The organism is Catellatospora coxensis (genome assembly GCF_016862635.1).
Classification (GTDB): Bacteria; Actinomycetota; Actinomycetes; order Mycobacteriales; family Micromonosporaceae; genus Catellatospora; species Catellatospora coxensis.
This window is the reverse complement of the sequence record NZ_BONI01000030.1, coordinates 22,321-47,502: the sequence shown is the minus strand read 5'-3', so window position 1 is coordinate 47,502 and position 25,182 is coordinate 22,321. Positions and strand designations below refer to the sequence as shown.

Sequence of the window (25,182 nt, the reverse complement as noted above, 5' to 3'; positions counted from 1 at the left end):
GACAGGTCAGCGGGCGAGCCGCTCGACCTCCTCGGTCAGCAGGCGGGCCAGGCCGGTCTGCCGCCACTCGTCGGTGATGCCCCGGCTGGGCACTTCCACGGTCATCAGCAGGTAGAGGTAGAGGCGGTAGAGGGCGAGGCGGCGCCGGGCCGGGGCGTCGAACACCACGGGCGTGCCGGTGGCGGCGGCGTAGCCGCGGACGAACGGGTGCTCCGGCTCGTCCTCGGCGCGGCGCAGCAGCAGCGGCGAGACGAAGTCGACGAGCGGGTCGCCGTACAGGTAGCGCTCGCCGTCGACCAGGCCGGTGAGCCGGCCGCCCGCGGCGAGCACGTTGCCGTCCCACAGGTCGAAGTGGACCAGCGCGGGCCGGTCGACCTCGTCCAGCTCGGGACTGTCCGCGACGACCGCGCGGATCAGGTCCGCGCTGACGGGCAGGGCCACCCGCCAGGCCACCGCGTCGGCGAGCATCGCCTCGACCATCGCCGTGAACGCCGCGCGCCAGGTCGCCGCCCGCGGTCGCGGGCCCGGGTAGCCGAAGTGGCCGCCGGTCACCGTGTGCACCCGGGCCACGGCGCGGCCGAGCTGCTCGCGTACCGCGTCATGGTCTTCGCCCCGGCCGGCGCTGAGCGGCACGCCGGGCAGGAACGTGGTGATCAGCCAGCCGTCGCCGTGGTGCAGCACGCGCGGCGTCGGCACGTCCGGGAGCCGGTCGGCCACCAGCCGGAAGTAGTCCGCCTCGCAGGCGATCATGCCGTGCTCGTAGGTGAGCAGCGGGACCTCGGGGGACGGGCCGACCTTGAGCACCACGTCGCGGCCGTCGGACAGGCGCACCCGCCACACCGCGGCGAAGCCGCCCCCGGACAGCTCGGCGCTGTCGGTGACCGCCGGGCCGGACCCGAAGGCCGCCCGCACCTTCGCCGTGACGTCGGCCAGGGTCAGCTCGGGCTGCGTGGGGCTGCGCATCCGCGAGATTCTGCCACGCCCGCCGCCCGTGGAACGTCGAGCCGACCAGCGCGTTGCGCAACGCGCGTGCCGCGCCGGTCTACCGTCCGGAGTGACTGCCGACGGCGGACCTGGCGACCGGCGCAGTCGGCTCGCCGTCCACAAAGCCCAGTGAAGCACTGTATGCGGTATCGTGCATACATCCGTATGGCTGGTATATGAACTTCGAGTGACCGATCCGTGGCACTGGGTAGCTGAGATCAGCGGTGCTGGACCCACACGTTGGGTTCGGCGTACACGCCGGTGTCGGCCTCGCGGTCGACGCGCAGGGTGCTCAGCCCCTCGGGGATGACGTAGTCGCCCGTGTCGGGCAGGGCCAGCCCGGTCCAGCTCTCCCAGTCGGCGACCGAGCCGGTGATGACCTGCGAGCGGGGCGCGGCGGCCAGCACCCGCGCGCCCATCCGGACGTGGGTGCGCAGCCACGGGTCCTGCGGCAGCCCGTCGGGGCGGGTCCAGGCCTGGTAGCGCTCGATCGGCGTGAGCGGGTAGCGGGCCTTGTGCGTGGGCCGGACCGGGCAGATCACCCGGGTGCGGCCCCGCCGGGCGGCGTCCTCGCAGAGCGCGGCGAGCAGCCGCGCCGCCAGCCCGGCGCCCTGCCGGTCGGGGTGCACCTGCGCGGCGAGCACGGCGTGCGTGTCCGGCGTGCTCCCGGCGTCGTACGCGGCCAGGGCGCGGGCGAGGCTGTCGTTGTACCCGGCGGGCAGGTCGGACACCTCGCCGTTCCAGCACAGCGGCACCGCCCAGCCCGCCGCCACCGGCTCGTCGCCGTCGAGCAGCACCAGCTCCAGGCCGGCGAACAGCTCGCGGATCCGTCCGATGTGCAGCCGGGTCTCCGGGTCGTGGAAGATGAACTCCGGCCAGCCCTCGCCGAACAGCGCTTCGAGCTGCTCCGGCGGCCGGGGACGGGCGTGCATCGGCTCCGCGGTGAGACTCACCGGGCGAGGCTAGACCCCCGCCGGCTCCTTGTCGATCACGGGGTGGCGCAGGCCTGGGTGCCCCACGGGCAGCGACTTTCGCATCACGTACCAGCTGACGGCCAGGCACGCCGCGACCACCGGCCAGGTCAGCGCGATCGTGGCGACCGTCAGCGCCTCGGCCTGCCCCGCCCAGAACAGCGGCAGCCACACCGCGAGCCGCACGACGTACTGCATCACCCAGATCCAGCTGGCCCGGCTGTAGGCGCGCAGCAGCGCCGGGTCGCGCCGCCAGGTGCCGCGCTGGCCGAGCACGCCGCCGACGACCACGCCGAGCAGCGGCCAGCGCAGCACGATGCTGACCGCCCAGGCCAGCGCGCTGGCGGCGTTGGTGGCGATGCGGATCAGGAAGAACGCCTCGGGGCGGTCGGTGTACAGCGCGATCAGCGCCGCGACGACCACGCCGAGCAGGCCGACCAGGACCGCGCCGAGCTTGTCGCCGCGCAGCAGCCGCCACACCCCGATCGCCGCGGTGACCGCGACCGCCGCGCCGACGCCCCACTCGATCGACCGGCCGCCGGCCACGAACGCGACGCCGAACGCCAGCGGGCCGACGGTGGCGTCGAGGGCGGCACGACGTCCGCCGAGCAGTTCGGCGAAGGTCTCACCGGCGGGGTCGGGCCGGGTGGCGGTCACGTGATCTCCAGCGGTCGTCGGGTTAGGTGAGCCTAGCCTGTCCAGCATCGGCCGGGAAGCGCCCGCGTCCTGGGCTGGGACATTCCGGCCCGACCTGGTAGGAAGATCCTTATGCGTACGCCCGCCACTGACGAGGTTATCGACCTCTGCCGCGACCTGATCCGCATCGACACCACCAATACGGGTGATCTGGCCACCAGCGCCGGCGAGCGGGCCGCCGCCGAGTACGTCGCGACCAAGCTCAGCGAGGTCGGCCTCGACCCGCAGCTGTTCGAGAGCCGGCCCGGCCGGGCCAGCGTGGTCACCCGCATCCCGGGCGCGGACCCCTCGCGCGGGGCGCTGCTGGTGCACGGCCACCTGGACGTCGTGCCCGCTGACGCGAGCGAGTGGTCGGTGCACCCCTTCTCCGGGGAGATCAAGGACGACTTCATCTGGGGTCGCGGCGCGGTCGACATGAAGGACTTCGACGCCATGTCGCTGGCCGTGGTGCGCGACTGGCAGCGCGCCGGCTACGTGCCGCCGCGCGACATCGTGCTCTGCTACACCGCCGACGAGGAGGCGGGCAGCGACTGGGGCGCGAAGTTCCTGGTCGAGGAGCACCCCGACGTGTTCGAGGGCTGCACCGAGGCGATCGGCGAGGTCGGTGGCTTCTCCTACACGGTCAGCAACGACCTGCGCCTGTACATGATCCAGACGGCCGAGAAGGGCATCGACTGGCTGCGCGTGCACGCCACCGGCCGCCCGGGGCACGGCTCGTTCGTGCACGACGACAACGCCGTGACGGCGCTGTGCGAGGCGGTCGCCCGGGTGGGCCGCCACCGCTTCCCCGTCGTGGTGACCCCGACCGTGCGGGCCTTCCTGGAGGAGGTCGGCGAGGCGTTGCAGATCGAGATCGACCCGGACGACCCCGAGGCGGCCATCGCCAAGCTCGGCCCGATCGCCACCATGATCGGCGCCACGATCCGCAACACCGCCAACCCGACCCGCCTGAACGCCGGTTACAAGGACAACGTCATCCCCGGCCGGGCCAGTGCCACGATCGACTGCCGGACCCTGCCGGGGCAGTTCGAGCTGTTCCGCGAGCAGCTCGCGGAGGTGCTCGGGCCGGATCTGGAGATAGAGTCGATTCACCGCCAGCCCGCGCTGGAGACCGGGTTCGACGGGGCGCTGGTCGACGCGATGGCGCTCGCCCTCAAGGCCGAGGACCCCGGCGCGCACGCGGTCCCGTACATGCTGTCGGGCGGCACCGACGCCAAGTCGTTCGCCCGGCTCGGCATCCGCTGCTTCGGCTTCGCGCCGCTGCGCCTGCCGCCCGATCTGAACTTCTCCGCGTTGTTCCATGGCATCGACGAGCGCGTGCCGGTGGAGGGACTACAGTTCGGCGTGCGGGTTCTGGACAGGTTCCTGCGGCAGAGTTAGGCCCGGTCGTGCGCGGCCGGGAACCGGCCTGTCTCGTCGTATGAAGGAGTAACCGAGTAATGAGCGACAACCACGCCGCCGTCGAGGCCGCGCTGGAAGAGATGATCACCGCCGCCCGGGCGCACCTGGCCGCAGTACGCGACGCCAAGGGCGAGGTCGACAGCGATGACGTCTGGCGTGCCTACGTGGCGTTCAACAACGCCGCCGTCACCTACGACGACGCCCTCTCGGAGACGTACGGCGAGCCGCTGCCCTGGGAGGTGGAGCCGATCGACCTGGAGAAGGCCGACCGGTTCATGGCCGACCTCGTCGCCGCCGAGCAGGCCCCGACCGACCCGCACCCGAAGGTGATCTCGGTCCGCCAGCGCCGCGACTACCTGATCCCGAGCGTCTCCGCGCTGATCAACGCCGCCGAGCTGGCCCGCCGTGAGGCCGGTCTCAGCGACGGCGACTCCGAGCCGGTGGCCTCGGTCGCCGACGCCGTGCTGGAGCTGCTGCAGAGCTCCGACGGCTCGCTCGCCGCGCTGGACATCCCGGAGCTGGAGCCGCTGGACGGCATCGTCACCGTCGCCGAGGTGGACAAGTCCCTGGAGCCCGACGACTTCGAGGAGACCGACGCCAACGGCCCGTTCACCCTGGGCGCCTCCGACAAGCTGGTGGCCCGCCTGGACGAGCACCTGAACGGCGACATCATGGAGGACCAGGACTGACGTCCTGCTCCGCCTGACGACGGCGCGCTCCCGGAAACGGGGCGCGCCGTCCGTGTTCCTGGGGGCATACTCGTCGGCCATGGGTGGAACCGCGTTGTGTGTCTTCAGCCCGCTGCCCGCCGCGCTGGTCGAGCCGCTGGTCGAGGCGGCGTTCCGGGCCGAGGGCCTGGTCCGGCACGCCGACCGCACACGCGACTGGTACGACGCGGCGGGGCGGCCCTACGCCTACTACCTGGAGGCGACAGACTTCGAGTTCGGCCCCGAGGAGACGGCACCGCTGGAGTCGGCCGCGGGCGTGGAGATGGCCTGCCAGGTGCAGGTGCACATCGGGGTCAGTGATCCGGCGGGCAGGCCCGCGCTGGGCCGCATGGCGCACCGGCTGGCGGTCGAGGCCGACGGGTGGGTCTACATCGACCTCCACGATCCGCCGCCTGCGGGCATTCGGGAGCTCTTCGAACGGGCGGGACGGTGCGTGGCCGCCGCCGACGACGACACCGTCTTCTTCGTCGACGCCGCCGCGATGGCCGCCTGGCTGGCCCATCCTGAGTTCTACGTCATCAAATAACGTTCGTCCGCGCGCGTCGGCACCCGCCGCCGGGCCGGGCGGCGTGGGGGTGCCCTGGTCGCAGCGTCAGGCGGACAGGCCGGGCAAGGGGAAGGCCCGCAGCGGCCGGCGAAGCAGCACCTTGCGGGTGCCGTCCTTCATCAGCTGCACGCGGGCCAGTTCCCAGCCGCCGTACTCGGCCTGGATCGCGAGCCGCACCGCGGCGGTCAACCGATCGACATCCGGAGGTAACCGCAGCGGTGCGTATTCGTAGTCCATAGAGCGATGGTGCACCTCGCTCCCAGGTCAGGCAAGCACGGCGGGCACCCTATCTGAAGGTATTACGCCTGTTCGGGGGCCTTTTGGGGCATAACATCCTGCTTCACGCCGCCCGGCGCCCCTTGATCGTTCGACTTGCCAGGCAACCGGGTGAATGGCCGGTCAAGATACGCACAGGTGCCGGGCAAGTCGGATGATCTACTCCAGCTCGGGGTAGCCGAGGGGGATCGCGGAGACGTCGTCGAGGGCGCGGGAGATCTCGGGGGGCAGGTCGATCTCCTCGACCTGGAGTGCCGCGACGAGCTGGCCGACGTTGCGGGCGCCGAGGATCGGCGCGGTCACCCCGGGGCGGTCGCGCACCCAGGCCAGGGCGACCTCGGCGGCGGACACGCCCAGGCCGTCGGCGGCGGTCGCCACCGCCTCGACGATCGCCGAGCAGCGCGGTTGCAGGTACGGCAGCACCGAGCGCTCGAAGTGCGGTGACGCGGCCCGCGAGTCGGCCGGGCGGCCGTGGCGGTACTTGCCGGTCAGCACCCCGCGGCCCAGTGGTGACCAGGGCAGCACGCCCAGGCCCAGGGCCGCCGCCGCGGGCAGCACCTCCCGTTCGATGCCGCGCTGCAGCAGCGAGTACTCCATCTGGGTGGCCACGATCGGGGCGCGGCCCGGCCAGGCCTGCTGCCAGGTCACGGCGCGGCCGGTCTGCCAGCCGGAGAAGTTCGACACACCGGCGTAGCGGGCCCTGCCGGAGCTGACCGCGTGGTCGAGCGCGGCCAGGGTCTCCTCCCACGGGGTGTCCGGGTCGTGCCCGTGCACCTGCCACAGGTCCACATAAGACACGCCGAGGCGGCGCAGCGTGGTGTCGAGGGTGCGCAGCAGGTGCCCGCGCGAGCCGTCGTGGCGGCGGCCGGCCCGTGCCCGCAGCCCGGCCTTGGCGACGATCAGCACGTCGTCGCGGGCGACCATGGCGTCCAGCAGCGTGCCCAGCACGGCTTCGGCCTCGCCGTCGGCGTACACGTCGGCGGTGTCGAGCAGCGTGCCGCCGGCGTCCACATACGCCTTGAGCTGTGCGCCCGCGTCGTCCGGATCGGTGTCCAGGCCCCAGGTCATGGTGCCCAGGGCCAGGCGGGAGACCACCAGCCCGCTACGGCCCAGCGGTCGTTGCTGCATGGGGTGAACTGTATTCGGCTTGACACCGCGACGGGGGTCGGTGGGTGGCGCGCGCGACATGCGGCACAGAACGTGCTGCGGGACCGGTTTACCCAGCTGGTTTTGAGGGAAGTGAGCTGTGGTTGAGGTGCACGGTCGACCCAGCCCCAGGAGCGCCGAACCATCATGTCGAGCAGTACGGCCGGTGGAAGCCCGGCCGAGCCCGCCACCGCCCGTTCCCGCAGCCCCTACATCGACACCCTGCGCGCCGCCGCGATCGTGCGGGTGTTCCTGCAGCACACCGCGCCACTGGGTGCGCTCACCACGCTGCTGCCCGCGATGTGGGTCATGTTCGGCCTCGCCGGCTACCTGACCGCGGTGTCGCTGCGCCGGGGCGGCGCGGCGCGCACCGTGCGCTCGCGGCTGCGCCGCCTGCTGCCGCCGCTGTGGCTGCTCGGCGCGATCGGGGTGCCGCTGATGCTGCTGCACGGCTGGCACCCGTTCACCTGGACCGATCTCATCCCGTGGGTGTTCCCGCTGGTGAACCCGCCGGGCAGCGAGTGGGGCGCGGCGCTGGTCGTCGCGCTGTGGTACCTGCGCGTCTACCTGTGGTTCGTGCTGCTCTCCCCGGTGCTGCGCTGGCTGTTCGAGCGCGCTCCGGTGGCGACGCTGCTGACCCCGCTGGTGGCGGCCGTGCTGCTGTCGACCGTGGTCCGGCTGCCGAGCAACGCGGTCACCGATGTGATCTGGAGCACCGCGGCGTACGGCACCGCGTGGGTGCTCGGGTACGCCCGCGAGTCCGGGCTGCTGGACCGGCTGGCCTGGCCCGTCTGCCTGGCCGCCGCCGGGGCGCTGGGCGCGGCCGCGCTGCTGCGCGCCGCCGCCGATCGGGAGGGGCTGCACGACCAGCTGGTGCCGGTGCTGTGGGGCACGGCGGTGGTGCTCGTGGCGCTGCGGGCCCGGCCGCGGCTGGACCGGCTGGCCGGGCCGCTGCGCCGGGCGGTCGCGCTGCTCAACGCGCGGGCGGTGACCGTCTACGTGTGGCAGCTGCCGATGGTGGCGTTCGGGCTGTGGCTGCTCGGTCCGCTGGCCGGGCCGCCGGTGCTCACCGTCGCGGTCGCGGCCGTGCTCACAGCCGGTGCGGTGCTGTGCTTCGGCTGGGTCGAGGACCTCGCCGCGAAGCGGCCGCCGGCGCTGCTGCCGTCCGCTCCCGCGCCGCGCCGCCCCGCCCCGGACGTGGTGCGAGCGCCGTCCGGCGTGCCCGCACGCTGAGCCGGGGGTCGTCCTTCCCAAGATTCCTACCACTCGGTAACGTTGGCCCACCGCCGCCGACGCGGCCCGGCCAACGGAGGTCACCATGCGACTCGGTCTCAACATCGGCTATCTGACGCCGTGGTCCACGCCCGAAAACCTGCTGGCCCTGGCGCGGGAGGCCGACCGGCTCGGCTTCTCGGTGGTCTGGGCGGCCGAGGCGTACGGCTCGGACTCGCCGACCCTGCTCTCCTGGATCGCCGCGCAGACCGAGCGCATCGACATCGGCAGCGCCGTCATGCAGATCCCCGGCCGCACCCCCGCCGCCACCGCGATGACCGCCGCGACCCTCGACACGCTGTCCGGCGGCCGGTTCCGCCTCGGCCTGGGCGTGTCCGGCCCGCAGGTCTCCGAGGGCTGGCACGGCGTGCGCTTCGCCAAGCCGCTGGCGCGCACCCGCGAGTACGTCGACGTCGTCAAGCTCGCCCTGTCCCGCAAGCAGGTCACCTACGACGGCGAGTTCCACACCCTGCCGCTGCCCGACGGCCCCGGCAAGGCGCTGCGCCTCAACTTCCACCCGCTGCGCACCGACATCCCGGTCTACCTCGCCGCGGTCGGGCCGAAGAACCTGGAACTGGCCGGCGAGATCGCCGACGGCTGGCTCGCCGTGTTCTACGCGCCCGAGTTCGCGGCCGAGCAGCTCGGCCAGATCGCCGCCGGCCGCGCCAAGGCGGGCAAGACCATGGACGGCTTCGACGTCGTGCCCAGCGTGCCCGTCGTCGTCGGCGACGACATCGAGATGTGCGCCGAACTCGTGCGCGCCTACGCCGCGCTGTACGTCGGCGGCATGGGCAGCCGGCAGCAGAACTTCTACAACCAGCTCGCCACCCGTATGGGCTACGGCGACGCCGCCGCGCAGGTCCAGGAGCTGTACCTGGCCGGCCGCCAGCGCGACGCCGCCGCGGCGATCCCGATGGAGTTCATCGACCGCACCTCACTGCTGGGTCCCAAGGAGCGCATCGCGCGACGCCTGCGTGACTTCGCCGAATCGGGCGTGACTACGCTGTCGCTGGCGCTGTTCGTCGCAGACGCCGACTCCGGCAAGGAGACCTTGCGTACGGTGGCCGAGGCGTACGCGGAGAGCGGACTGGGAGACTAAGTGGAAATCGAGATCTGGCAGGCGATCGTGCTGGGCATCGTGGAGGGGATCACCGAATTCCTCCCGATCTCCTCCACCGGACACCTGACCATCACCGAAAAGCTGATGGGCCTGCCGATCGACGATCCCGCAGTCACCGCCTTCACCGCCGTGATCCAGATCGGAGCGATCGCGGCGGTGCTGGTGTACTTCTTCAAGGACATCACCCGCCTGGCCGGCGCCTGGTTCAAGGGCCTGTTCTCGGCGCAGGCGCGCCAGATCTTCGACTACAAGTTCGCCTGGTACGTCATCGCCGGCTCGATCCCGATCGGCATCGTCGGCTTCCTCGGCCGCGACCTCATCACCGGCCCGCTGCGCAGCATGTGGTTCGTGGCCGGGTCGCTGATCGTGTGGAGCGGCGTGATGGCCTTCGCCGAGTACGCCGCCACCCAGACCCGCGGCGAGAAGCAGCTGCGCCTGGTCGACACGATCGTCATCGGCTTCGCCCAGTGCCTGGCCCTGATCCCGGGCGTGTCCCGGTCCGGCGCCACCATCACCACCGGTCTGCTGCGCGACATCGACCGGGTCACCGCCACCCGGCTGTCGTTCTTCCTCGGCGTGCCCGCGCTCGTCGCCGCCGGCATCTACGAGCTGCCCGAGGCGCTGGGCAGCCCCACCGTCACGGCCGCCTCGCTGATCGTCGGCACGATCGTCAGCTTCCTCGTGGCGTACGCCTCGATCGCCTGGCTGCTGAAGTTCGTCGCGCACCACTCTCTGATGGCGTTCGTCTGGTATCGGGTGATCCTGGGCGGCGCGATCATCGCCTTGCTCGCCACGAACACCATCTCCGCCACCTAGGCTGGCGATCGTGGCCACGCTACTGCTGCTGCGGCACGGACGCACCACCGCCAACGCCGACGGCATCCTCGCCGGAGACCTGCCCGTCGAGCTCGACGAGCTGGGCGTCGCCCAGGCCGAGCAGGCCCGGGGCCGGCTCGCCGGGCTGCCGCTGGCCGTCGTGGTGACCAGCCCGCTGGTCCGCTGCCGGCAGACCCTCGAGCTCGCCCTGCCCGGCGTCGCGCCGGTGACCGAGGAGGGTTTGCGCGAATGCGGCTACGGCGAGTGGTCCGGGCGCTCGCTCAAGGAGCTGGCCGACAACCCGCTGTGGTCGACCGTGCAGCACCACCCGGCCGCGGTCGTGTTCCCGGGCGGGGAGGCGATGGCGGCGATGGCCAACCGCGCCGTCACCGCCGTACGTGCCTGGGACGCCCGGATCAGCGAGTCCCACGGCCATGACGCGGTGTGGCTCGCCTGCAGCCACGGCGACGTGATCAAGGCGATCGTGGCGGACGCGCTCGGCATGCACCTGGACCTGTTCCAGCGCATCTCGGTCGAGCCGTCCTCGGTGACCGCGATCCGCTACACGCCGCAGCGGCCGTTCGTGCTGCGCGTCAACGACACCGGCACCCCGGTCTCCGCGTTGCTGCACAAGCATCGCCCACCGGCCGAGGAGACCGCCGAGAGCGACGCCGTCCTCGGCGGCGGCGCCTGACCCCACTCGCCTCGGCACCCGTCCCGTCCGGGTGGCGTGCGCTGCCAGACACCCCGTTACTTCATAGACGTTGGCCTATCCCGTCGACTCCGAGTCGCGAAAACTCGACGAGATAGGCCAACGTCTATGGTGGGCGGCGCGTGGCGGGCACCGTCCGGGCACCGTCCGGGTGCCGTCCGGGCGCCGGCCGATGGCGGCGGGTTCGTCAGCTGGGCCGGTCGGGGTCGGGCAGGTGGGTGGCCGAGGTGGCGCGCAGGCCGTCGAGGGTGACGTGCAGGATGCGGCGCCAGGACGGCTCGGGCACGACCGGGGCGATCCGGCCGAGGGCGACGAGCAGCAGGGACACGTCCTCGGCGGTGATGTCGGGGCGCAGCTCGCCGGAGGCGTGGGCGGCGCGGACCAGCTCCGCGATCAGCGGGCCGACCTGCTGGCGGCAGTGCTGGCGGGCGGTGTTGCCGGCCTGGCCGGGCAGCGCCTGGCAGTACGCGTCGAGCAGTCCCGGGGACGCCGTCTGCCGGGTGAGCGCGTCGGCGAGGAACCCGCTCAGATCAGCCCAGGCGCGGCCGGTCAGCGCGGCCGACGCCGCGGTGGCCCACGAGGTGAACACGTGCTCCAGGGCCGCGTCGAGCAGCGCCTCCTTGGTGGGGAAGTGCCGGTAGAGGGTGCCCATGCCGACCTCGGCCCGGCGGGCGATCTCGCGTACGTCGACGTCGCTGCCCCGTTCGGCGATCAGCCCGGCCGCGGCGTCGAGCAGCCGGCCGCGATTGCGGGCTGCGTCGCTGCGCGGGGCGGCCGCGGGCGTGGCGGCCGAGGGTGACGGCATGCACACACCCTACCGGAGCGGCTGCTCCGTTTCGGTGCTACGGTCGAGGAGCAGGCGGAGCAAGCGCTCCGTTTCATGCCGGACCGCCTGCACCGGCCGTGGTCGGCGAGATCGTGCCAGGTCTCGCCGACCCACCGGGCCGGTCGGTGCCCGTCGAGTCAGAAGGACAGCCGTAATGACGATCCCGCTCTCCATCCTCGATCTGGCCCGCATCGGCCCCGGCGAGACCCCGCGCGAGAGCATCGCGGCCAGCGTCGACCTGGCCCGCGCCGCGGAGGAGCACGGCTACCGTCGGGTCTGGTACGCCGAGCACCACAACATGCCCACGATCGCGTCCTCCGCCCCGGCCGTGCTGATCGCGCACGTCGGCACGTTCACCCGCGAGATCCGGCTCGGCGCGGGCGGCGTCATGCTGCCCAATCACACCCCGCTGACCATCGCCGAGCAGTACGGCACCCTCGACGCCATGTACCCCGGGCGCATCGACCTCGGCCTGGGCCGGGCTCCCGGCTCGGACCAGAACACCATGCGCGCCCTGCGCCGCGACGCGCAGTCGGCCGAGGGCTTCCCGAACGACGTCCTGGAACTGCAGGCCTACCTGGCCGGCAAGTCCCGCATCCCCGGGGTGGACGCGGTGCCGGGCAAGGGCTCCCAGGTGCCGCTGTACATCCTCGGCTCGTCGCTGTTCGGGGCGACGCTGGCCGCCGCGCTCGGCCTGCCGTACGCGTTCGCCTCGCACTTCGCGCCGCAGGCCCTGGAAGCCGCAGTGGCGGCGTACCGGCGGGAGTTCCGGCCGTCCGAGCAGCTCGACCGGCCGTACGTGATCGCCGGGGTCAACGTCGTAGCCGCCGACACCACCGCCGAGGCCCGGGAGCAGTTCCAGGGCACCCGGCGCGCGTTCGCCACGGGCCTGTTCGGGCGCGGGCAGACCTTCACCGACGAGCAGGCCGACCAGCTGCTGGCCCAGGGCGCGGGCGCGCACGTCGACCAGATGCTGCAGTACTCGGCCCTCGGGACGCCCGCCGAGGTGCGCGCCTACCTCGACGCGTTCGTCCGGCAGGCGGGCGTCGACGAGCTGATCGTCGCCCACCACGCCACCGGCGCGGCCCGCCTGCGCTCGGTCGCCCTGCTCGCCGAGGCCATGCAACCCGCCCACGCCTGACGGGCGTTCTCGGCGGGCCGCGGCAAGGCCGAAGATCGTCCGACTTGCCGGGCACTCGTGCGTATCTTGAGCGGTCATACGCCCAGGTGCCTGGCAAGTCGAGCGATCATGACGGGCGGGCGTCAGGTGTCGAGGCGCAGGGCGAGGTAGAGGTCTACGCGGTCGGCGAAGCGGTCGAGGTCGCGGCCGGTGAGGTCGGCGATGCGGCGGATGCGGTAGCGCAGCGTGTTGACGTGCAGGTGCATCGCGCTCGCGCAGCGCGTCCACGAGCCGTCGCAGGCCAGGAACGTCTGCAGGGTGCGCACCAGGTCGGCGTGGTGGTCGGCGTCGTACGCCCGCAGCGGCGCGAGCAGCCGGTCGGCGAACGCCTGCCGGGCCGCCCGGGGCACGCCCGCGAGCAGCAGGTCGTGCGAGGCCAGCTCGTCGCTGCCGACGACCGACACCCGGTCCGGCCGGTCGAGGGCGTACCCGTGCGCGTGCCGGGCCTGTGACAGCGCCCCCGCGAGTTCGGCGACGGTCGCCGCGGGTTCGCTCACGCCTGCCGCGAACCGCGTGCCCCGAGCCGCCGTCGTGAGATGCCGTGCCGCCTCGCGCAGCTCATCGAGCCCGCCGGTGCCCGCGACCACCGCCACGACCTCCCCGCCCACGCCCGCGACGACCGCTCCCGGGACCATCTCCTCGACCACCGCGACGGCTGCGCCGTCGGCGCTCTGCAGTTTCGGGGAAACCGCACCTTTCGCGAACCCGTTTCGTTTGCTTTCCCCGAAACTGCCGGCCGCGCCGGAAGCGGGCCCGGAGGGGTACGGGGTGGGGAGGGAGGCGACGAGGACGGTGTATGGGCCGGTGGGGGGTAGGCCGCAGGCGTGGAGGGCGGGGGTGATTTCGGCGGGGTCGGTGGCGGAGGTCAGTGCGTCGGCGAGGTGGGTGGCGAGGCGGCGCTCGATCCGGCGCGCGCGGTCGGAGCGGGCCGCGTCCAGTGCGGTCAGTTCGACGAGTTCTTCGAGCAGGCCCGGGTCGGCGCAGGCGACGAAGCGCATGCCCGGCGCGGCGGCGGGCGCGGGCGCGTCGAGGTGGAACTCCTGCTCGCCGATCCGGAGGCGGGCGGGCAGGTTGTCGGCGCGCAGGAACGCCGTCGCGAGCCGCCGCCCGACGGCGAGGTCGTGCGGCGCGCCGCCGCGTTCGCCGACCATGGCGCGGCCGGTGCTGGTCAGCACCCAGGCTCCGGTGGCGGGCCAGACCTCGGCGAGGTCCGCCCCGGCGGCGAGGGAGGCGACCAGGCCCCGGCGGCGGCTGCGGGCGGCCAGCGCCCCGGCTTCGCGCTCGGCCCAGAGCACCGTGTTGATGCGTTCGGTGACCTCGCGGAAGGACACCTCGGCGGGCACCGCGAACAGCGGCAGCCGGTGCCGCCGGCAGGCCTCGACCAGGTCGGCGGGGACCGGCCCGAGCAGCGCCTCGCCCGCGCCGAGCGCGGCGACCCCGGCTCCGGCGAGCGCTGCGACGAACAGCTCGGAGTCGGCGGGCTCGCGCCGCCACATCATGCCGGTCAGCACGACCTCGCCGCCCGCGAGGTAGCGGCCGGGGTCGAGCAGGTCCGTGGTGTACGCGAGCTGCGCGGGGCGGTCCAGCTCGCCCTCCCCGGCGAGCACCGGCAGCCGGACACCCGGCTGTTCCAGCACGTCACGTAGCCGCATGCGCACCGCCTTTGTCGTAACCTCCAAAGAGCCTAGCCAGGCTTTGTTGCAGTTTCGGTCCTTCTCACCCTTCAGCGCCAGAGGGCGGGGCAGTTGACTCATTCCATGTCGCCGGCCGAGTTCAACGCTCTGCCCGCCCCCGACGCCGAACGCGAGCTGCTGACCTGCAACGCGTCGAGCGCATGGGCGCGGGCGGTGACGGCCGGGCGGCCGTACGCGAGCCTCGGCGAGCTGCGCGAGGTCGCCGCCGGGGCGGTCGCGGCGCTGTCCTGGCCGGACGTGCGGCAGGCCCTCGACGCGCACCCGCGCATCGGCGAGCGGGCCGCGGGCGCGGGCCGGGAGGCGGCCTGGTCGCGGCGCGAGCAGTCGGGGGCCGCGTCTGCCGACGAGCAGACCGCGGCGGCCCTGGTCGAGGCCAATCGGGCGTACGAGGACCGCTTCGGCCACGTCTTCCTCATCTTCGCGAGCGGCAAATCCGCGGACGAGATGCTCGCCGCGGCCCGGCGGCGGCTGGCCAACGACGAGGCAGCCGAGCGCGACGTGGTACGCCGCGAGCTGACGGCGATCACCTTGCTGCGCCTTGACCGGTTGTTCGGGACATGACGGAGTGGAGCGCCGGATGACCTTGTCGACGCATGTGCTGGACACCTGCCGGGGGGAGCCCGCCGCGGACGTGCAGGTCACGCTGCAGCGGATGGGGCAGTACGGCTGGGTCGTCGTGGCGACCGGGACCACGAACGCCGACGGGCGGCTCGCCGACTGGGTGCCCGCCGAGCAGTGGCTGGTGGGCCGTTACGGGCTGCGTTTCGACGTCGCGGCGTACCAGGGGCTCGGCAGTTTCTTCCCCGAGGTGACCGTGGTCTTCGACGTCACCGACACCACCCGCCACCTGCACGTGCCGCTGCTGCTGAGCAAGTTCGGCTACACCACCTACCGGGGGTCCTGATGACGTTCCACCTCGGACCGAACCGGTACGGCAAGGCCGAGTGCCGGCTGGTCACCGTGGTCCGCGACGGCGCGCGCCACGAGCTGACCGACCTGAACGTCAGCACCCGCCTCGCGGGCCGCCTCGACGCGACGCACCTGACCGGCGACAACGCCGACGTGCTGCCCACCGACACGCAGAAGAACACGGTGTACGCGTTCGCCCGGGACGGCTTCGCGAGCATCGAGGAGTTCGGGCTGCGGCTGGCCCGCCACTTCGTCACCGGGCAGGAGGCGATCGAGCGGGCGCAGGTGCACGTCGAGGCGTACGGCTGGCGGCGGCTCGGCGGCCACTCGTTCGCCCGCGCCGGGGACGAGGTGCGCACCGCGACGCTGACCGCGACCGCGGAGCGGGCCTGGGCCGTCGGCGGGCTGCACGGGCTGACGCTGCTGAACACGACCGGCTCGCAGTTCAAGGGCTTCCCGCGCGACCGGTACACGACGCTGCCCGAGGCCGACGACCGCATCCTGGCCACGGCCGTCGACGCCCGCTGGCGGTTCGCCACGCTCGACGTGGACTGGAACGCGGCCTTCGACGGGGTCCGGGACGGGCTGGTGGGCGCGTTCGTGGACACGTACAGCCGCTCGCTGCAGCAGACCCTGTACGCGATGGGGGAGCGGGTGCTGGAGCAGGTGCCCGAGGTCGCCGAGGTGCGGCTGGCGCTGCCGAACCGGCACCACTTCCTGGTCGACCTGTCGCCGTTCGGCCTGGACAACCCCGACGCGGTGTACTTCGCGGCCGACCGCCCGTACGGCCTGATCGAGGGCTCGGTGCGGCGCGACGGCGCTCCCGAGCCGGGGCTAGCGTGGGAACTGGGAGCAGCCTGATGGACTTCATGACCCCGCCGACCTGGGCCGACGCCCTGGCGATCAGGGCGGAGCGGCCGGACGCGGTGCCGATCGCCGGGGGCACCGACGTGATGGTGGAGCTGAACTTCGACCGGCGGCGGCCGGGTGTGCTGCTCGACCTGACCCGCATCGGCGACCTGACGACCTGGGCGATGGACGGGGAGCTGCTGCGCGTCGGCGCGGGCGTCTCGTACACCCGGATCATCGAGGAGCTGGGCGACCGCCTGCCGGGGCTGGCCATGGCCGCGCGCACGGTCGGCTCGCCGCAGATCCGCAACCGGGGCACCCTCGGCGGCAACCTGGGCTCGGCCTCGCCCGCCGGGGACGGCCACCCGCCGCTGCTGGCCTCCGGCGCCCAGGTCGAGCTGGCCTCGGTGCGCGGCACCCGGCTGGTGCCGGTCGCGGAGTTCTTCACCGGTCCCAAACGCAGCGTGCTCGCCCCGGACGAGCTGATCGCCGCGGTGTGGGTGCGGCCCGCCGACGGCCCGGAGCAGTTCTCGAAGATCGGCACCCGCAACGCGATGGTGATCGCGGTCAGCTCGTTCTCGCTGGCCCTGCACCCGGGCCGGCGCGAGGTCGGCACCGGCATCGGCTCGGCCGCGCCCACCCCGCGCCGGGCGACCGAGGCGGAGCTGTTCGCCGCCGGGCAGCTGCCCTGGGACACCCTCGCCGCGCTCGAACCCGGCGTGGCGCGGCGCTTCGGCGAGCTGGTCGCCGCGGCCGCGTCCCCGATCGACGACGTGCGCGGCACCGCCGCGTACCGCCGCCACGCGCTGGCCGTCCTGGCCCAGCGCACCCTGACCTGGGCCTGGAGGGACCTATGCGGCTGACCTGCACGGTCAACGGCACGACCCGGACCGCCGACGACGTCTGGGCGGGCGAGAGCCTGCTCTACGTGCTGCGCGAGCGGCTCGGCCTGCCCGGCAGCAAGAACGCCTGCGAGCAGGGCGAGTGCGGCTCGTGCACGGTGTACCTGGACGGGACCGCGGTCTGCGCCTGCCTGGTCGCCGCGGGCCAGGCCGCCGGGCGCGACGTGCGCACCGTGGAGGGGCTGGCCCCGGAGGGCGAGCTGGACCCGGTGCAGCGTGCGTTCCTGCAGACCGGGGCCGTGCAGTGCGGCTTCTGCACCCCGGGGCTGATCGTCTCGGTGCACGACCTGCTGGCCCGCGTCCCGCACCCGAGCGACCCCGAGATCCGCGAGGCGCTGGCCGGCAACCTGTGCCGCTGCACCGGCTACGAGAAGATCATGGACGCGGTACGCCTGGCCGCGGCCGGTGGGGCGGGGTCGTGATGCGGACCGTCATCACCGGCTGCGCGATCGCGACCGTCGACGCGGCGGGCGCGGAGTACCCGCGCGGGCACCTCGTCATCGACGGCGACCGGATCACCGAGGTCGGCGCGGGCGACTACGACGGACCCGCCGACCAGGTCATCGACGGCCGGGGCTGCCTGGCCACGCCCGGCCTGGTCAACACGCACCACCACCTGTACCAGTGGGCCACCCGGGGGCTGGCCCAGCAGAGCAACCTGTTCGACTGGCTCGTCGAGCTGTACCCGGTGTGGGCCGGGCTCGACGACGAGCTCGTGTACGTCACCACGACCGCGGGCCTGAGCGCGCTGGCGCTGTCCGGGTGCACCACCGCCGCCGACCACCACTACGTGTTCCCGCGCGGCTCGGGCGACCTGATCGGCACGCAGGTCGAGGCGGCCGCGTCGGTCGGCGTACGGCTGCACGCCTGCCGCGGCTCGATGGACCTCGGCGCGTCGCAGGGCGGGCTGCCGCCGGACAACATCGTCGAGTCGACCGGCGCGGCACTGGCCGGGACCGCCGCCGCGATCGAGCGGCACCACGACCCGTCCGCGTCGGCGATGGTGCGCGTCGCCGTCGCGCCCTGCTCGCCGTTCTCGGTCACCTCGGACCTGATGCGCGAGGCCGCGTCCCTGGCCCGCGCGCACAACGTGCGGCTGCACACCCACCTCGCCGAGACGGTCGAGGAGGACGCGTTCTGCCGCGACCGCTTCGGCTGCACGCCCGTGGAGTACGCGGAGAAGCTCGGCTGGCTCGGCGACGACGTGTGGCTGGCGCACGGGGTGCACCTCGACGACGCGGCGGTGGCCCGGCTCGGCGCGACCGGCACCGGCGTGGCGCACTGCCCCAGCTCGAACGCCCGCCTCGGCGCGGGCGTCGCCCGGGTGCGCGACCTGCTCGACGTGGGCGCTCCGGTCGGCCTCGGCGTCGACGGCGCGGCCTCGCAGGAGGCCGGTGAGCTGGGCCCGGAGCTGCGCCAGGCGATGCTGGCGGCCCGGCTGCGCGGCGGCCCGGCCGCGCTGACCGCCCGCGAGGCGCTCGCCCTGGCCACCACCGGCGGGGCCCGCTGCCTGGGCCGCGACGGCGAGCTGGGCGCCCTGGAGCCGGGCAAGCTCGCCGACGTGGCCCTGTGGCGGATCGACGACCTCGGCCACGCCGGCATCGAGGACCCGGTCGCCGCCCTCGTCTTCGGCCCGCCCGCCCGCGTCGAAGCCCTGCTCGTCGGCGGCACCCCGGTCGTCCGCCACGGCCGCCTCGTCCACCCCGACGAGGACTCCCTGGCCCGCGACCTCACCCGCGTCAGCCGCACCCTCCTCCGAAAGGCCGGCCGATGACCACGACAGTGCATGTGGGGCTGGCGGCCACCGTGACGGGTGGGGTGGGGGCTTCGCCGTTGCGGCCGGACGGGCGGCTGAAGGTGACGGGGGAGTTCGCGTTCTCGTCCGACCTGTGGGCCGACGACATGCTGTGGGGCGCGACCTTGCGCAGCCCGCACCCCCGGGCGCGGATCACGGGGCTGGACCTCGGTCCGGCGCTGCGGATTCCCGGGGTGTACGCGGTGCTCACGCACGAAGACGTGCCCGGTCGGCGGCTGTACGGGCTGGAGCACGTCGACCAGCCGGTGCTGGCCGCCGACGAGGTGCGTTACCAGGGCGAGCCGATCGTGGTCGTGGCCGCAGACCATCCGGAGACCGCGCGGCGCGCCGTCCAGGCGATCGGGATCACGTACGAGGTGCTCGACCCGGTCACCGACCCCGAGGCGGCGCTCGACGACGCCGGCGCGCCGCGGGTGCACGCCGACCGGCCGAACCTGCTGCGCCACGTGCCGATCCGGCGCGGCGACCCGCACGCGACCGCCGCGGTCGTGGTGACCGGGGAGTACGAGGTCGGCATGCAGGACCAGGCGTTCCTCGGCCCCGAGTCGGGGCTGGCCGTGCCCGCCGAGGACGGCGGCGTCGACCTGTACATCGCGACCCAGTGGCTGCACGTCGACCAGCAGCAGGTGGCCGCGTGCCTGGGCCTGCCCGCCGACAAGGTCCGGCTTACCCTGGCCGGGGTCGGCGGCGCGTTCGGCGCGCGCGAGGACCTGTCCATGCAGGTGCACGCGTGCCTGCTGGCCCTGCACACGGGCCGCCCGGTGAAGATGGTGTACGGCCGGGAGGAGTCGTTCTTCGGCCACGTGCACCGCCACCCGGCCCGGCTGCGCTACGAGCACGGCGCGGACGCCGACGGCCGCCTCGTCTACGTCAAGGCCCGCATCCTGCTCGACGGCGGCGCGTACGCGTCCAGCTCCGGCGCGGTCGTGGCGAACGCGGCGACGCTGGGCATCGGCCCGTACGACGTGCCGAACGTCGTCATGGACGCCTACGGGCTCTACACCAACAACCCGCCCTGCGGGGCGATGCGCGGCTTCGGCGCGGTCCAGGCGTGCTTCGCGTACGAGTCCCAGATGGACAAGCTCGCCGCGGCCCTCGGCCTGGACCCGGTCGAGGTCCGGGTCCGCAACGCCCTGCACACCGGCGACCGCATGCCCACCGGCCAGCTCGTCGAAGGCCCGGCCCCGGTCGCCGAACTGCTCCGCCTGGTGCAGGCCAAGCCACCGGCCGGGCAGGCCGACTTCCCGCCCGGCGGCACCGCCAACACCACCCGCGGCGAGGGCGTGGTCCGCGGCGTCGGCTACGGCATCGGCATCAAGAATGTCTGCTTCTCCGAGGGCTTCGACGACTACGCCACCGCCCGCGTCCGCCTGGAACTGATCGCCGGCCGCCCGGCCGTCCTGGTGCACACCGCCGCCGCCGAGGTCGGCCAGGGCCTGGTCACCGTCCAGGCCCAGATCGTCCGCACCGAGCTCGGCGTCGACCAGGTCACCATCGCCCCCGCCGACACCGCCGTCGGCAGCGCCGGCTCCTCCTCCGCCTCCCGCCAGACCTACATGACCGGCGGCGCCGTTCGCGCCGCCTGCCAGGCCATCCGCGACCGCCTGCTGACCCGTCTCGAAGGAAGGGCACCTTCCCATCGCCATACGTATAGGAAGGGCACCTTGCCATCATCGGAGGGCGGGCGAGCAGGGGAAACAGCTCTGCGTTTGGCGGACGGTCAGGTGTTCGGCGAGGACGGCACGGTGGTCGCCGACATCGCCGAGCTGCTCGCGGACGGGGCGATCGAGGAGACCGTGCAGTGGCGGCACCGGCCGACGTTCCCGCTCGACCCGGAGACCGGGCAGGGCGACGCGCACGTGCAGTACGCCTTCGCCGCGCACCGGGCCACCGTCGACGTGGACACCGAGCTCGGCCTGGTGAAAGTCGTCGAGATCGTCACCGCGCAGGACGTCGGCAAGGCCGTCAACCCGGCCGCCGTCACCGGCCAGATCCAGGGCGGGACCGCCCAGGGCCTCGGCCTGGCGCTGATGGAGGAGATCCAGGTCGTGGACGGGAAGGTGCGTAATCCGTCCTTCACCGACTATCTGCTCCCTACGATCATGGACATGCCGCCGATGACAGTGGACGTGCTCGAACTGGCCGACCCGCACTCGCCCTACGGGTTGCGCGGAGTCGGCGAGCCGCCGACGATCTCATCCACACCGGCCGTCGTCGCGGCGATCCGGGCGGCCACCGGGGCCGCGCTGACCCGGGTGCCGGTCCGGCCCGAACACATCGTGGGGGTATGAGTGACCGAGATCCTGACGCCCGAAGCGGTCCGGTTCGTCACCGAGCTGCAGCGCCGCTTCCGCCCCCGCCGCGACGAGCTGCTCGCGGCGCGCCGGGCCCGGCAGGAGGAGATCGACCGCACCGGCACGCTGGACTTCCTGCCGGACACGGCGGAGATCCGCGAGAGCGAGTGGACCGTCGCACCCGCCCCGGCCGACCTGGTCGACCGCCGCGTCGAGATCACCGGCCCGACCGACCGCAAGATGACCATCAACGCGCTCAACTCGGGCGCGAAGGTGTGGCTGGCCGACCTGGAGGACGCCAACACCCCGCACTGGGCCAACGTCATCGGCGGCCAGCAGAGCCTCTACGAGGCGGTACGCCGCACCATCAGCCTCCAGCAGGGTGACAAGCTGTACGCGCTGCACCCCGGCCCGCTGCCCACCATCGTGGTCCGCCCCCGCGGCTGGCACCTCGACGAGCGCCACTTCGAGGTCGACGGGGAGCCCGGCGTCGCCGCGCTGGTCGACTTCGGCCTGCACTTCTTCCACAACGCGGCCGAGCTGCTGGCCCGCGGCAGCGGCCCGTACTTCTACCTGCCCAAGATGGAGAGCCACCTCGAGGCCCGGCTGTGGCAGGACGTGTTCACGGCCGCGCAGGAGCTGCTGGGCATCCCGTACGGCAGCATCCGGGCCACCGTGCTCATCGAGACGATCACGGCCGCGTTCGAGATGGACGAGATCCTGTGGGAGCTGCGCGACCACGCCAGCGGGCTGAACGCCGGACGCTGGGACTACCTGTTCAGCCTGATCAAGAAGTTCCGCGCGTTCCCGGCGTACACGCTGCCCGACCGGGGACAGGTGACAATGGCCGCGCCGTTCCTGCGGGCGTACGCGCAGCTGCTGGTCAAGACGTGTCACCGCCGTGGCGCGTACGCGATGGGGGGCATGGCGGCGTTCATCCCGAACCGGCGCGACCCGGGCGTCACCGCGACCGCGCTGGCCAAGGTGCGCGAGGACAAGCAGCGCGAGGCCGCCGACGGCTTCGACGGCTCCTGGGTCGCGCACCCCGACCTGGTGCCGATCTGCCTGGAGGTGTTCGAGCAGGCGCTGGATGGAGCACCGAACCAGCTCACCCGGCAGCGCCCGGACGTGCACGTCACCGCCCACGACCTGCTGGACGTGCGCACCACGCCCGGCGAGATCACGCTGGCGGGCGTACGCGCCAACATCGACGTCGGGATCCGCTACATCCGGTCGTGGCTGGCCGGTAACGGCGCGGCCGCGATCAACAACCTGATGGAGGACGCCGCCACCGCCGAGATCTCCCGCTCGCAGCTGTGGCAGTGGATGCACAACGGCGCGGACCTCGCCGACGGCACCCCGATCACGCGTGACCTGCTGGAACAGCTGATCCAGGCGGAGATGGACACGCTCGGGGACGACTACGCCCCCGCCCGCAGGATCTTCGAGCAGGTCGCGCTGTCCGACGACTTCACCGAATTCCTGACCCTGCCGGCCGGGGAGCTGATCGACTGATGCGGCCCGCCGGACCGGGAGAGTCGCCCGGCGTGCCGCGCGACGCGGTGGTCAAGCTGCCCGAACGGGAGCTGGACCGCAGGCTGGCCGCGGCCGACGGCCTGCTGCTCGACCGCCGGCCGGACGAGCCGTCCGACCGCCAGCCGCTGCACACCGTGTACGTGCCCGCCGACCGGGTGCGCACCGGCCTCGCCGAGCGCTGGGGCGAGCAGGCCCTCGCGGCGCTGTCCGAGCACGGGCTGCCCTACCCGGAGGAGCTGCACGAGCGGATCGGGCGCAAGCTGTCCACCGAGCCGATCGAGGACCTGCGGGTGGACTTCGAGGACGGCTACGGCCGCCGCGAGGACGCCACCGAGGACGCGCACGCCCGCAGCGTCGCCGCGTTCCTGGCGGCGCGGCCGGCCCCGTTCACCGGCGTACGGATCAAGAGCCTCGAGCCCGACACCCGGCCCCGGGCGCTGCGCACGCTGGAACGGCTGCTCGACGCGCTGGGCACGATCCCGCCGAACTTCGTGCTCACGCTGCCGAAGGTCAGTTCGGCGGACCAGGTCGAGGCCCTGGTGTGGCTGTGCCGCCACCTCGAACCGGCCGCCGGCCAGCTGCGCTTCGAGCTGCAGGTCGAGATGCCGCAGGCGATCCTCGGCCCGGACGGGACCTGCCCGCTGCCCGCGATGATCCACGCGTCGCAGGGGCGCTGCGTGGGGCTGCACTACGGCACGTACGACTACTCGGCGGCACTCGGCATCGCGGCGGCGTGCCAATCCATGGAGCATCCGGCCGCCGACCACGCCAAGCAGGTCATGCAGGTGGCCGCGGCGGGCACCGGGGTACGCGTCGTCGACGGCTCGACCAACGTGCTGCCGGTCGGCGACACCGCGGCCGTGCACGCCGCCTGGGCGCTGCACCTGCGGCTGGTCCGCCGCAGCCTGGAACGCGGCTTCTACCAGGGCTGGGACCTGCATCCGGCGCAGCTGCCGACGCGCTACGCGGCCGCGTACACCTTCTTCCGGGAGGGTGCGCCGGCGGCCGCGACCAGGCTGCGGGCCTGGCTCGACGGGCGTGACAGCGCCGCGCAGCGCGACAGCGGCGCGCGCGGCACCGGCTACCTGGACGAACCCGCGACCGCGCGGGCCCTGTCCGGCTTCCTGCGACGCGCCGCGACATGTGGCGCGCTGGATGTCGGCGAATTCGGTGTCGATCGATCTATGCTGGAAGCCTTGTGAACTACGACCTCATTCTGCGCTCGCACCGGACACTCACCCCGGACGGCGAGAGGCCCGCCGACGTCGGCATCCGCGACGGAGTCATCGCCGCGGTCGCCGGTTTCCAGGCGCTGTCCGGCGACGACGTCATCGACCTGGGGGAGTGCGCGCTGCTGCCCGGCCTGGTCGACACCCACGTGCACGTCAACGAGCCGGGGCGCACCCAGTGGGAGGGCTTCGACAGCGCCACCCGGGCCGCCGCCGCGGGCGGTGTCACCACCATCGTCGACATGCCGCTGAACTCGGTCCCGCCCACCGTCGACGTGCAGGCGCTGCACGTCAAGCGGGCCGCCGCGGTCGAGCAGTGCTTCGTGGACGTCGGCTTCTGGGGCGGCGCGGTGCCCGGCAACGCGAGACAGCTGCCCGCGCTGCACAGCCAGGGCGTGTTCGGGTTCAAGGCGTTCCTCATCGACTCGGGTGTGCCCGAGTTCCCGCCGCTGGACCCGGCCGGGCTGGAGGAGGCGCTCGGCGCGGTCGACGCGCTGTTCGTGCTGCACGCCGAGGACCCGACGCTGGTCACCGAGGCGCACGGGGAGCACTTCGCCGACTTCGTCGCGTCCCGCCCGCCGCAGGCCGAGCGCCGGGCGGTGGCCGCCGCGATCGAGGCGGCCCGGCGTACCGGCGCGCGGGTGCACATCCTGCACCTGGCCGCCGCCGACGCGCTGCCGCTGCTCGCCGCGGCCCGCCGCGAGGGCGTCCGGGTCACCGCCGAGACCTGCCCGCACTACCTCACCCTCGACGCGTCCCAGGTGCCCGACGGCGCGACGCAGTACAAGTGCTGCCCGCCGATCCGGGACAAGTCGCACCAGGACGCGCTGTGGCAGGCGCTGGCCGACGGCGTGATCGACTGCGTGGTGTCCGACCACTCGCCGTGCCCGCCCGAACTGAAGGCCGGCGACTTCGGCTCGGCCTGGGGCGGCATCGCGTCCGTGCAGCTCGGGCTGCCGCTGGTGTGGACCGCCGCGGCCCGGCGCGGGCACGGCCTGGCCGACGTGGTGCGCTGGATGGCCGGCAACACCGCCGACCTGGTCGGGCTGCCGCGCAAGGGCCGCATCGCCGAGGGCGCCGACGCCGACCTGGTCGCCTTCGACCCCGACGCCGAGTTCACCGTCGACGCGAGCCGGCTGCTGCACCGCCACCACGTCTCGCCGTACGACGGCATGCCGCTGCGCGGCGTGGTCCGCGACACCTGGCTGCGCGGCCGCCTCGCCGGCGTGGAACCGATCGGCCGCCTGCTCCGGCCCGGGGGCGGGGCATGAGCGAGCG

At 73.4% G+C, this 25,182-nt stretch carries 25 protein-coding genes; 18 read left to right on the top strand and 7 right to left on the bottom strand.

Features of this window, described 5'->3' with window-relative positions; genetic code table 11:
• Nucleotides 1-6: 6 nt before the first annotated feature.
• From Cco03nite_RS18770 to Cco03nite_RS18760, 3 genes are all read right to left on the bottom strand, one after another.
• Nucleotides 7-963: a phosphotransferase family protein gene (locus Cco03nite_RS18770; protein ID WP_203693424.1), complete on the bottom strand. Its 957-nt coding sequence runs from the start codon at nt 961-963 to the stop codon at nt 7-9.
• 239 nt (nt 964-1,202) lie between these two features.
• The gene (locus Cco03nite_RS18765) at nt 1,203-1,937 is read right to left on the bottom strand and encodes a 50S ribosomal protein L36 (RefSeq protein ID WP_239167483.1); all 735 of its coding nucleotides are present in this window, start codon (nt 1,935-1,937) and stop codon (nt 1,203-1,205) included.
• A 9-nt stretch (nt 1,938-1,946) separates the two neighbouring features.
• Nucleotides 1,947-2,660 (bottom strand): DUF3159 domain-containing protein, encoded by a 714-nt coding sequence (locus Cco03nite_RS18760; protein WP_203693423.1) that lies wholly within the window; start codon nt 2,658-2,660, stop codon nt 1,947-1,949.
• Nucleotides 2,661-2,723: 63 nt separating this feature from the next.
• Here Cco03nite_RS18760 and Cco03nite_RS18755 point away from each other — a divergent pair, with 63 nt between their 5' ends.
• The 3 genes from Cco03nite_RS18755 (at nt 2,724) to Cco03nite_RS18745 (ending at nt 5,306) form a co-directional block, all read left to right on the top strand.
• Nucleotides 2,724-4,031 carry a M20/M25/M40 family metallo-hydrolase gene (locus tag Cco03nite_RS18755; protein WP_203693422.1) on the top strand — a complete coding sequence of 436 codons (1,308 nt, stop codon included), beginning with the start codon at nt 2,724-2,726 and terminating at the stop codon, nt 4,029-4,031.
• A gap of 59 nt (nt 4,032-4,090) precedes the next feature.
• The gene (locus tag Cco03nite_RS18750) at nt 4,091-4,741 is read left to right on the top strand and encodes a hypothetical protein (protein ID WP_203693421.1); all 651 of its coding nucleotides are present in this window, start codon (nt 4,091-4,093) and stop codon (nt 4,739-4,741) included.
• 79 nt (nt 4,742-4,820) lie between these two features.
• Nucleotides 4,821-5,306: a hypothetical protein gene (locus Cco03nite_RS18745; RefSeq protein ID WP_203693420.1), complete on the top strand. Its 486-nt coding sequence runs from the start codon at nt 4,821-4,823 to the stop codon at nt 5,304-5,306.
• Nucleotides 5,307-5,372: 66 nt separating this feature from the next.
• On the opposite strand, the gene Cco03nite_RS18740 is transcribed toward Cco03nite_RS18745, so the two are convergent.
• Together Cco03nite_RS18740 and Cco03nite_RS18735 are read right to left on the bottom strand one after the other, a co-directional pair.
• A complete protein-coding gene (locus tag Cco03nite_RS18740; protein ID WP_155375451.1) occupies nt 5,373-5,564 on the bottom strand; it encodes a DUF5703 family protein in 192 nt (63 codons plus the stop codon).
• A 198-nt stretch (nt 5,565-5,762) separates the two neighbouring features.
• Complete coding sequence (locus Cco03nite_RS18735) at nt 5,763-6,731, bottom strand: aldo/keto reductase (RefSeq protein ID WP_203693419.1); 969 nt, start codon at nt 6,729-6,731, stop codon at nt 5,763-5,765.
• Nucleotides 6,732-6,896: 165 nt separating this feature from the next.
• Between Cco03nite_RS18735 and Cco03nite_RS18730 the strand changes: the two genes are divergently transcribed.
• The 4 genes from Cco03nite_RS18730 (at nt 6,897) to Cco03nite_RS18715 (ending at nt 10,651) form a co-directional block, all read left to right on the top strand.
• Nucleotides 6,897-7,982, top strand: coding sequence for an acyltransferase family protein (locus Cco03nite_RS18730; protein ID WP_203693418.1), 1,086 nt, complete (start codon nt 6,897-6,899; stop codon nt 7,980-7,982).
• Nucleotides 7,983-8,067: 85 nt separating this feature from the next.
• Nucleotides 8,068-9,120, top strand: a complete 1,053-nt coding sequence (locus Cco03nite_RS18725; RefSeq protein WP_203693417.1) for an LLM class F420-dependent oxidoreductase — start codon at nt 8,068-8,070, stop codon at nt 9,118-9,120.
• A 6-nt stretch (nt 9,121-9,126) separates the two neighbouring features.
• The gene (locus Cco03nite_RS18720) at nt 9,127-9,957 is read left to right on the top strand and encodes an undecaprenyl-diphosphate phosphatase (RefSeq protein ID WP_203693474.1); all 831 of its coding nucleotides are present in this window, start codon (nt 9,127-9,129) and stop codon (nt 9,955-9,957) included.
• A gap of 1 nt (nt 9,958) precedes the next feature.
• A complete protein-coding gene (locus Cco03nite_RS18715) occupies nt 9,959-10,651 on the top strand; it encodes a histidine phosphatase family protein (protein WP_203693475.1) in 693 nt (230 codons plus the stop codon).
• Between the two features lie 205 nt (nt 10,652-10,856).
• On the opposite strand, the gene Cco03nite_RS18710 is transcribed toward Cco03nite_RS18715, so the two are convergent.
• Nucleotides 10,857-11,474, bottom strand: coding sequence for a TetR/AcrR family transcriptional regulator (locus Cco03nite_RS18710; protein ID WP_203693416.1), 618 nt, complete (start codon nt 11,472-11,474; stop codon nt 10,857-10,859).
• 175 nt (nt 11,475-11,649) lie between these two features.
• On the opposite strand from Cco03nite_RS18710, the gene Cco03nite_RS18705 reads away from it, so the two are divergent.
• On the top strand, nt 11,650-12,636 hold the full coding sequence (locus tag Cco03nite_RS18705) for an LLM class flavin-dependent oxidoreductase (RefSeq protein ID WP_203693415.1): 987 nt from the start codon (nt 11,650-11,652) through the stop codon (nt 12,634-12,636).
• Between the two features lie 122 nt (nt 12,637-12,758).
• On the opposite strand, the gene Cco03nite_RS18700 is transcribed toward Cco03nite_RS18705, so the two are convergent.
• On the bottom strand, nt 12,759-14,327 hold the full coding sequence (locus Cco03nite_RS18700; RefSeq protein WP_203693414.1) for a PucR family transcriptional regulator: 1,569 nt from the start codon (nt 14,325-14,327) through the stop codon (nt 12,759-12,761).
• A gap of 105 nt (nt 14,328-14,432) precedes the next feature.
• Between Cco03nite_RS18700 and uraD the strand changes: the two genes are divergently transcribed.
• From uraD to allB, 10 genes are read left to right on the top strand one after another with little or no spacing between them, the layout of a single operon-like run.
• Nucleotides 14,433-14,930, top strand: coding sequence for a 2-oxo-4-hydroxy-4-carboxy-5-ureidoimidazoline decarboxylase (uraD, locus tag Cco03nite_RS18695; protein ID WP_203693413.1), 498 nt, complete (start codon nt 14,433-14,435; stop codon nt 14,928-14,930).
• A gap of 16 nt (nt 14,931-14,946) precedes the next feature.
• On the top strand, nt 14,947-15,273 hold the full coding sequence (gene uraH / locus Cco03nite_RS18690) for a hydroxyisourate hydrolase (protein ID WP_203693412.1): 327 nt from the start codon (nt 14,947-14,949) through the stop codon (nt 15,271-15,273).
• Nucleotides 15,273-16,139, top strand: a complete 867-nt coding sequence (gene pucL, locus Cco03nite_RS18685; RefSeq protein ID WP_203693411.1) for a factor-independent urate hydroxylase — start codon at nt 15,273-15,275, stop codon at nt 16,137-16,139. Before uraH ends, pucL begins: the two co-directional genes overlap by 1 nt.
• Nucleotides 16,139-16,990: an FAD binding domain-containing protein gene (locus Cco03nite_RS18680; protein WP_203693410.1), complete on the top strand. Its 852-nt coding sequence runs from the start codon at nt 16,139-16,141 to the stop codon at nt 16,988-16,990. The genes pucL and Cco03nite_RS18680 overlap by 1 nt, the downstream gene beginning before the upstream one ends.
• Nucleotides 16,981-17,451 carry a (2Fe-2S)-binding protein gene (locus tag Cco03nite_RS18675; protein WP_203693409.1) on the top strand — a complete coding sequence of 157 codons (471 nt, stop codon included), beginning with the start codon at nt 16,981-16,983 and terminating at the stop codon, nt 17,449-17,451. Before Cco03nite_RS18680 ends, Cco03nite_RS18675 begins: the two co-directional genes overlap by 10 nt.
• The gene (locus tag Cco03nite_RS18670; protein WP_203693408.1) at nt 17,451-18,803 is read left to right on the top strand and encodes an 8-oxoguanine deaminase; all 1,353 of its coding nucleotides are present in this window, start codon (nt 17,451-17,453) and stop codon (nt 18,801-18,803) included. The genes Cco03nite_RS18675 and Cco03nite_RS18670 overlap by 1 nt, the downstream gene beginning before the upstream one ends.
• On the top strand, nt 18,800-21,136 hold the full coding sequence (gene pucD, locus Cco03nite_RS18665) for a xanthine dehydrogenase subunit D (RefSeq protein ID WP_203693407.1): 2,337 nt from the start codon (nt 18,800-18,802) through the stop codon (nt 21,134-21,136). Before Cco03nite_RS18670 ends, pucD begins: the two co-directional genes overlap by 4 nt.
• A complete protein-coding gene (aceB, locus tag Cco03nite_RS18660; RefSeq protein ID WP_203693406.1) occupies nt 21,137-22,654 on the top strand; it encodes a malate synthase A in 1,518 nt (505 codons plus the stop codon).
• Nucleotides 22,654-23,877: a DUF6986 family protein gene (locus Cco03nite_RS18655; RefSeq protein WP_203693405.1), complete on the top strand. Its 1,224-nt coding sequence runs from the start codon at nt 22,654-22,656 to the stop codon at nt 23,875-23,877. The genes aceB and Cco03nite_RS18655 overlap by 1 nt, the downstream gene beginning before the upstream one ends.
• Nucleotides 23,874-25,175, top strand: coding sequence for an allantoinase AllB (allB, locus tag Cco03nite_RS18650; RefSeq protein ID WP_239167481.1), 1,302 nt, complete (start codon nt 23,874-23,876; stop codon nt 25,173-25,175). Before Cco03nite_RS18655 ends, allB begins: the two co-directional genes overlap by 4 nt.
• Nucleotides 25,176-25,182: the final 7 nt, after the last annotated feature.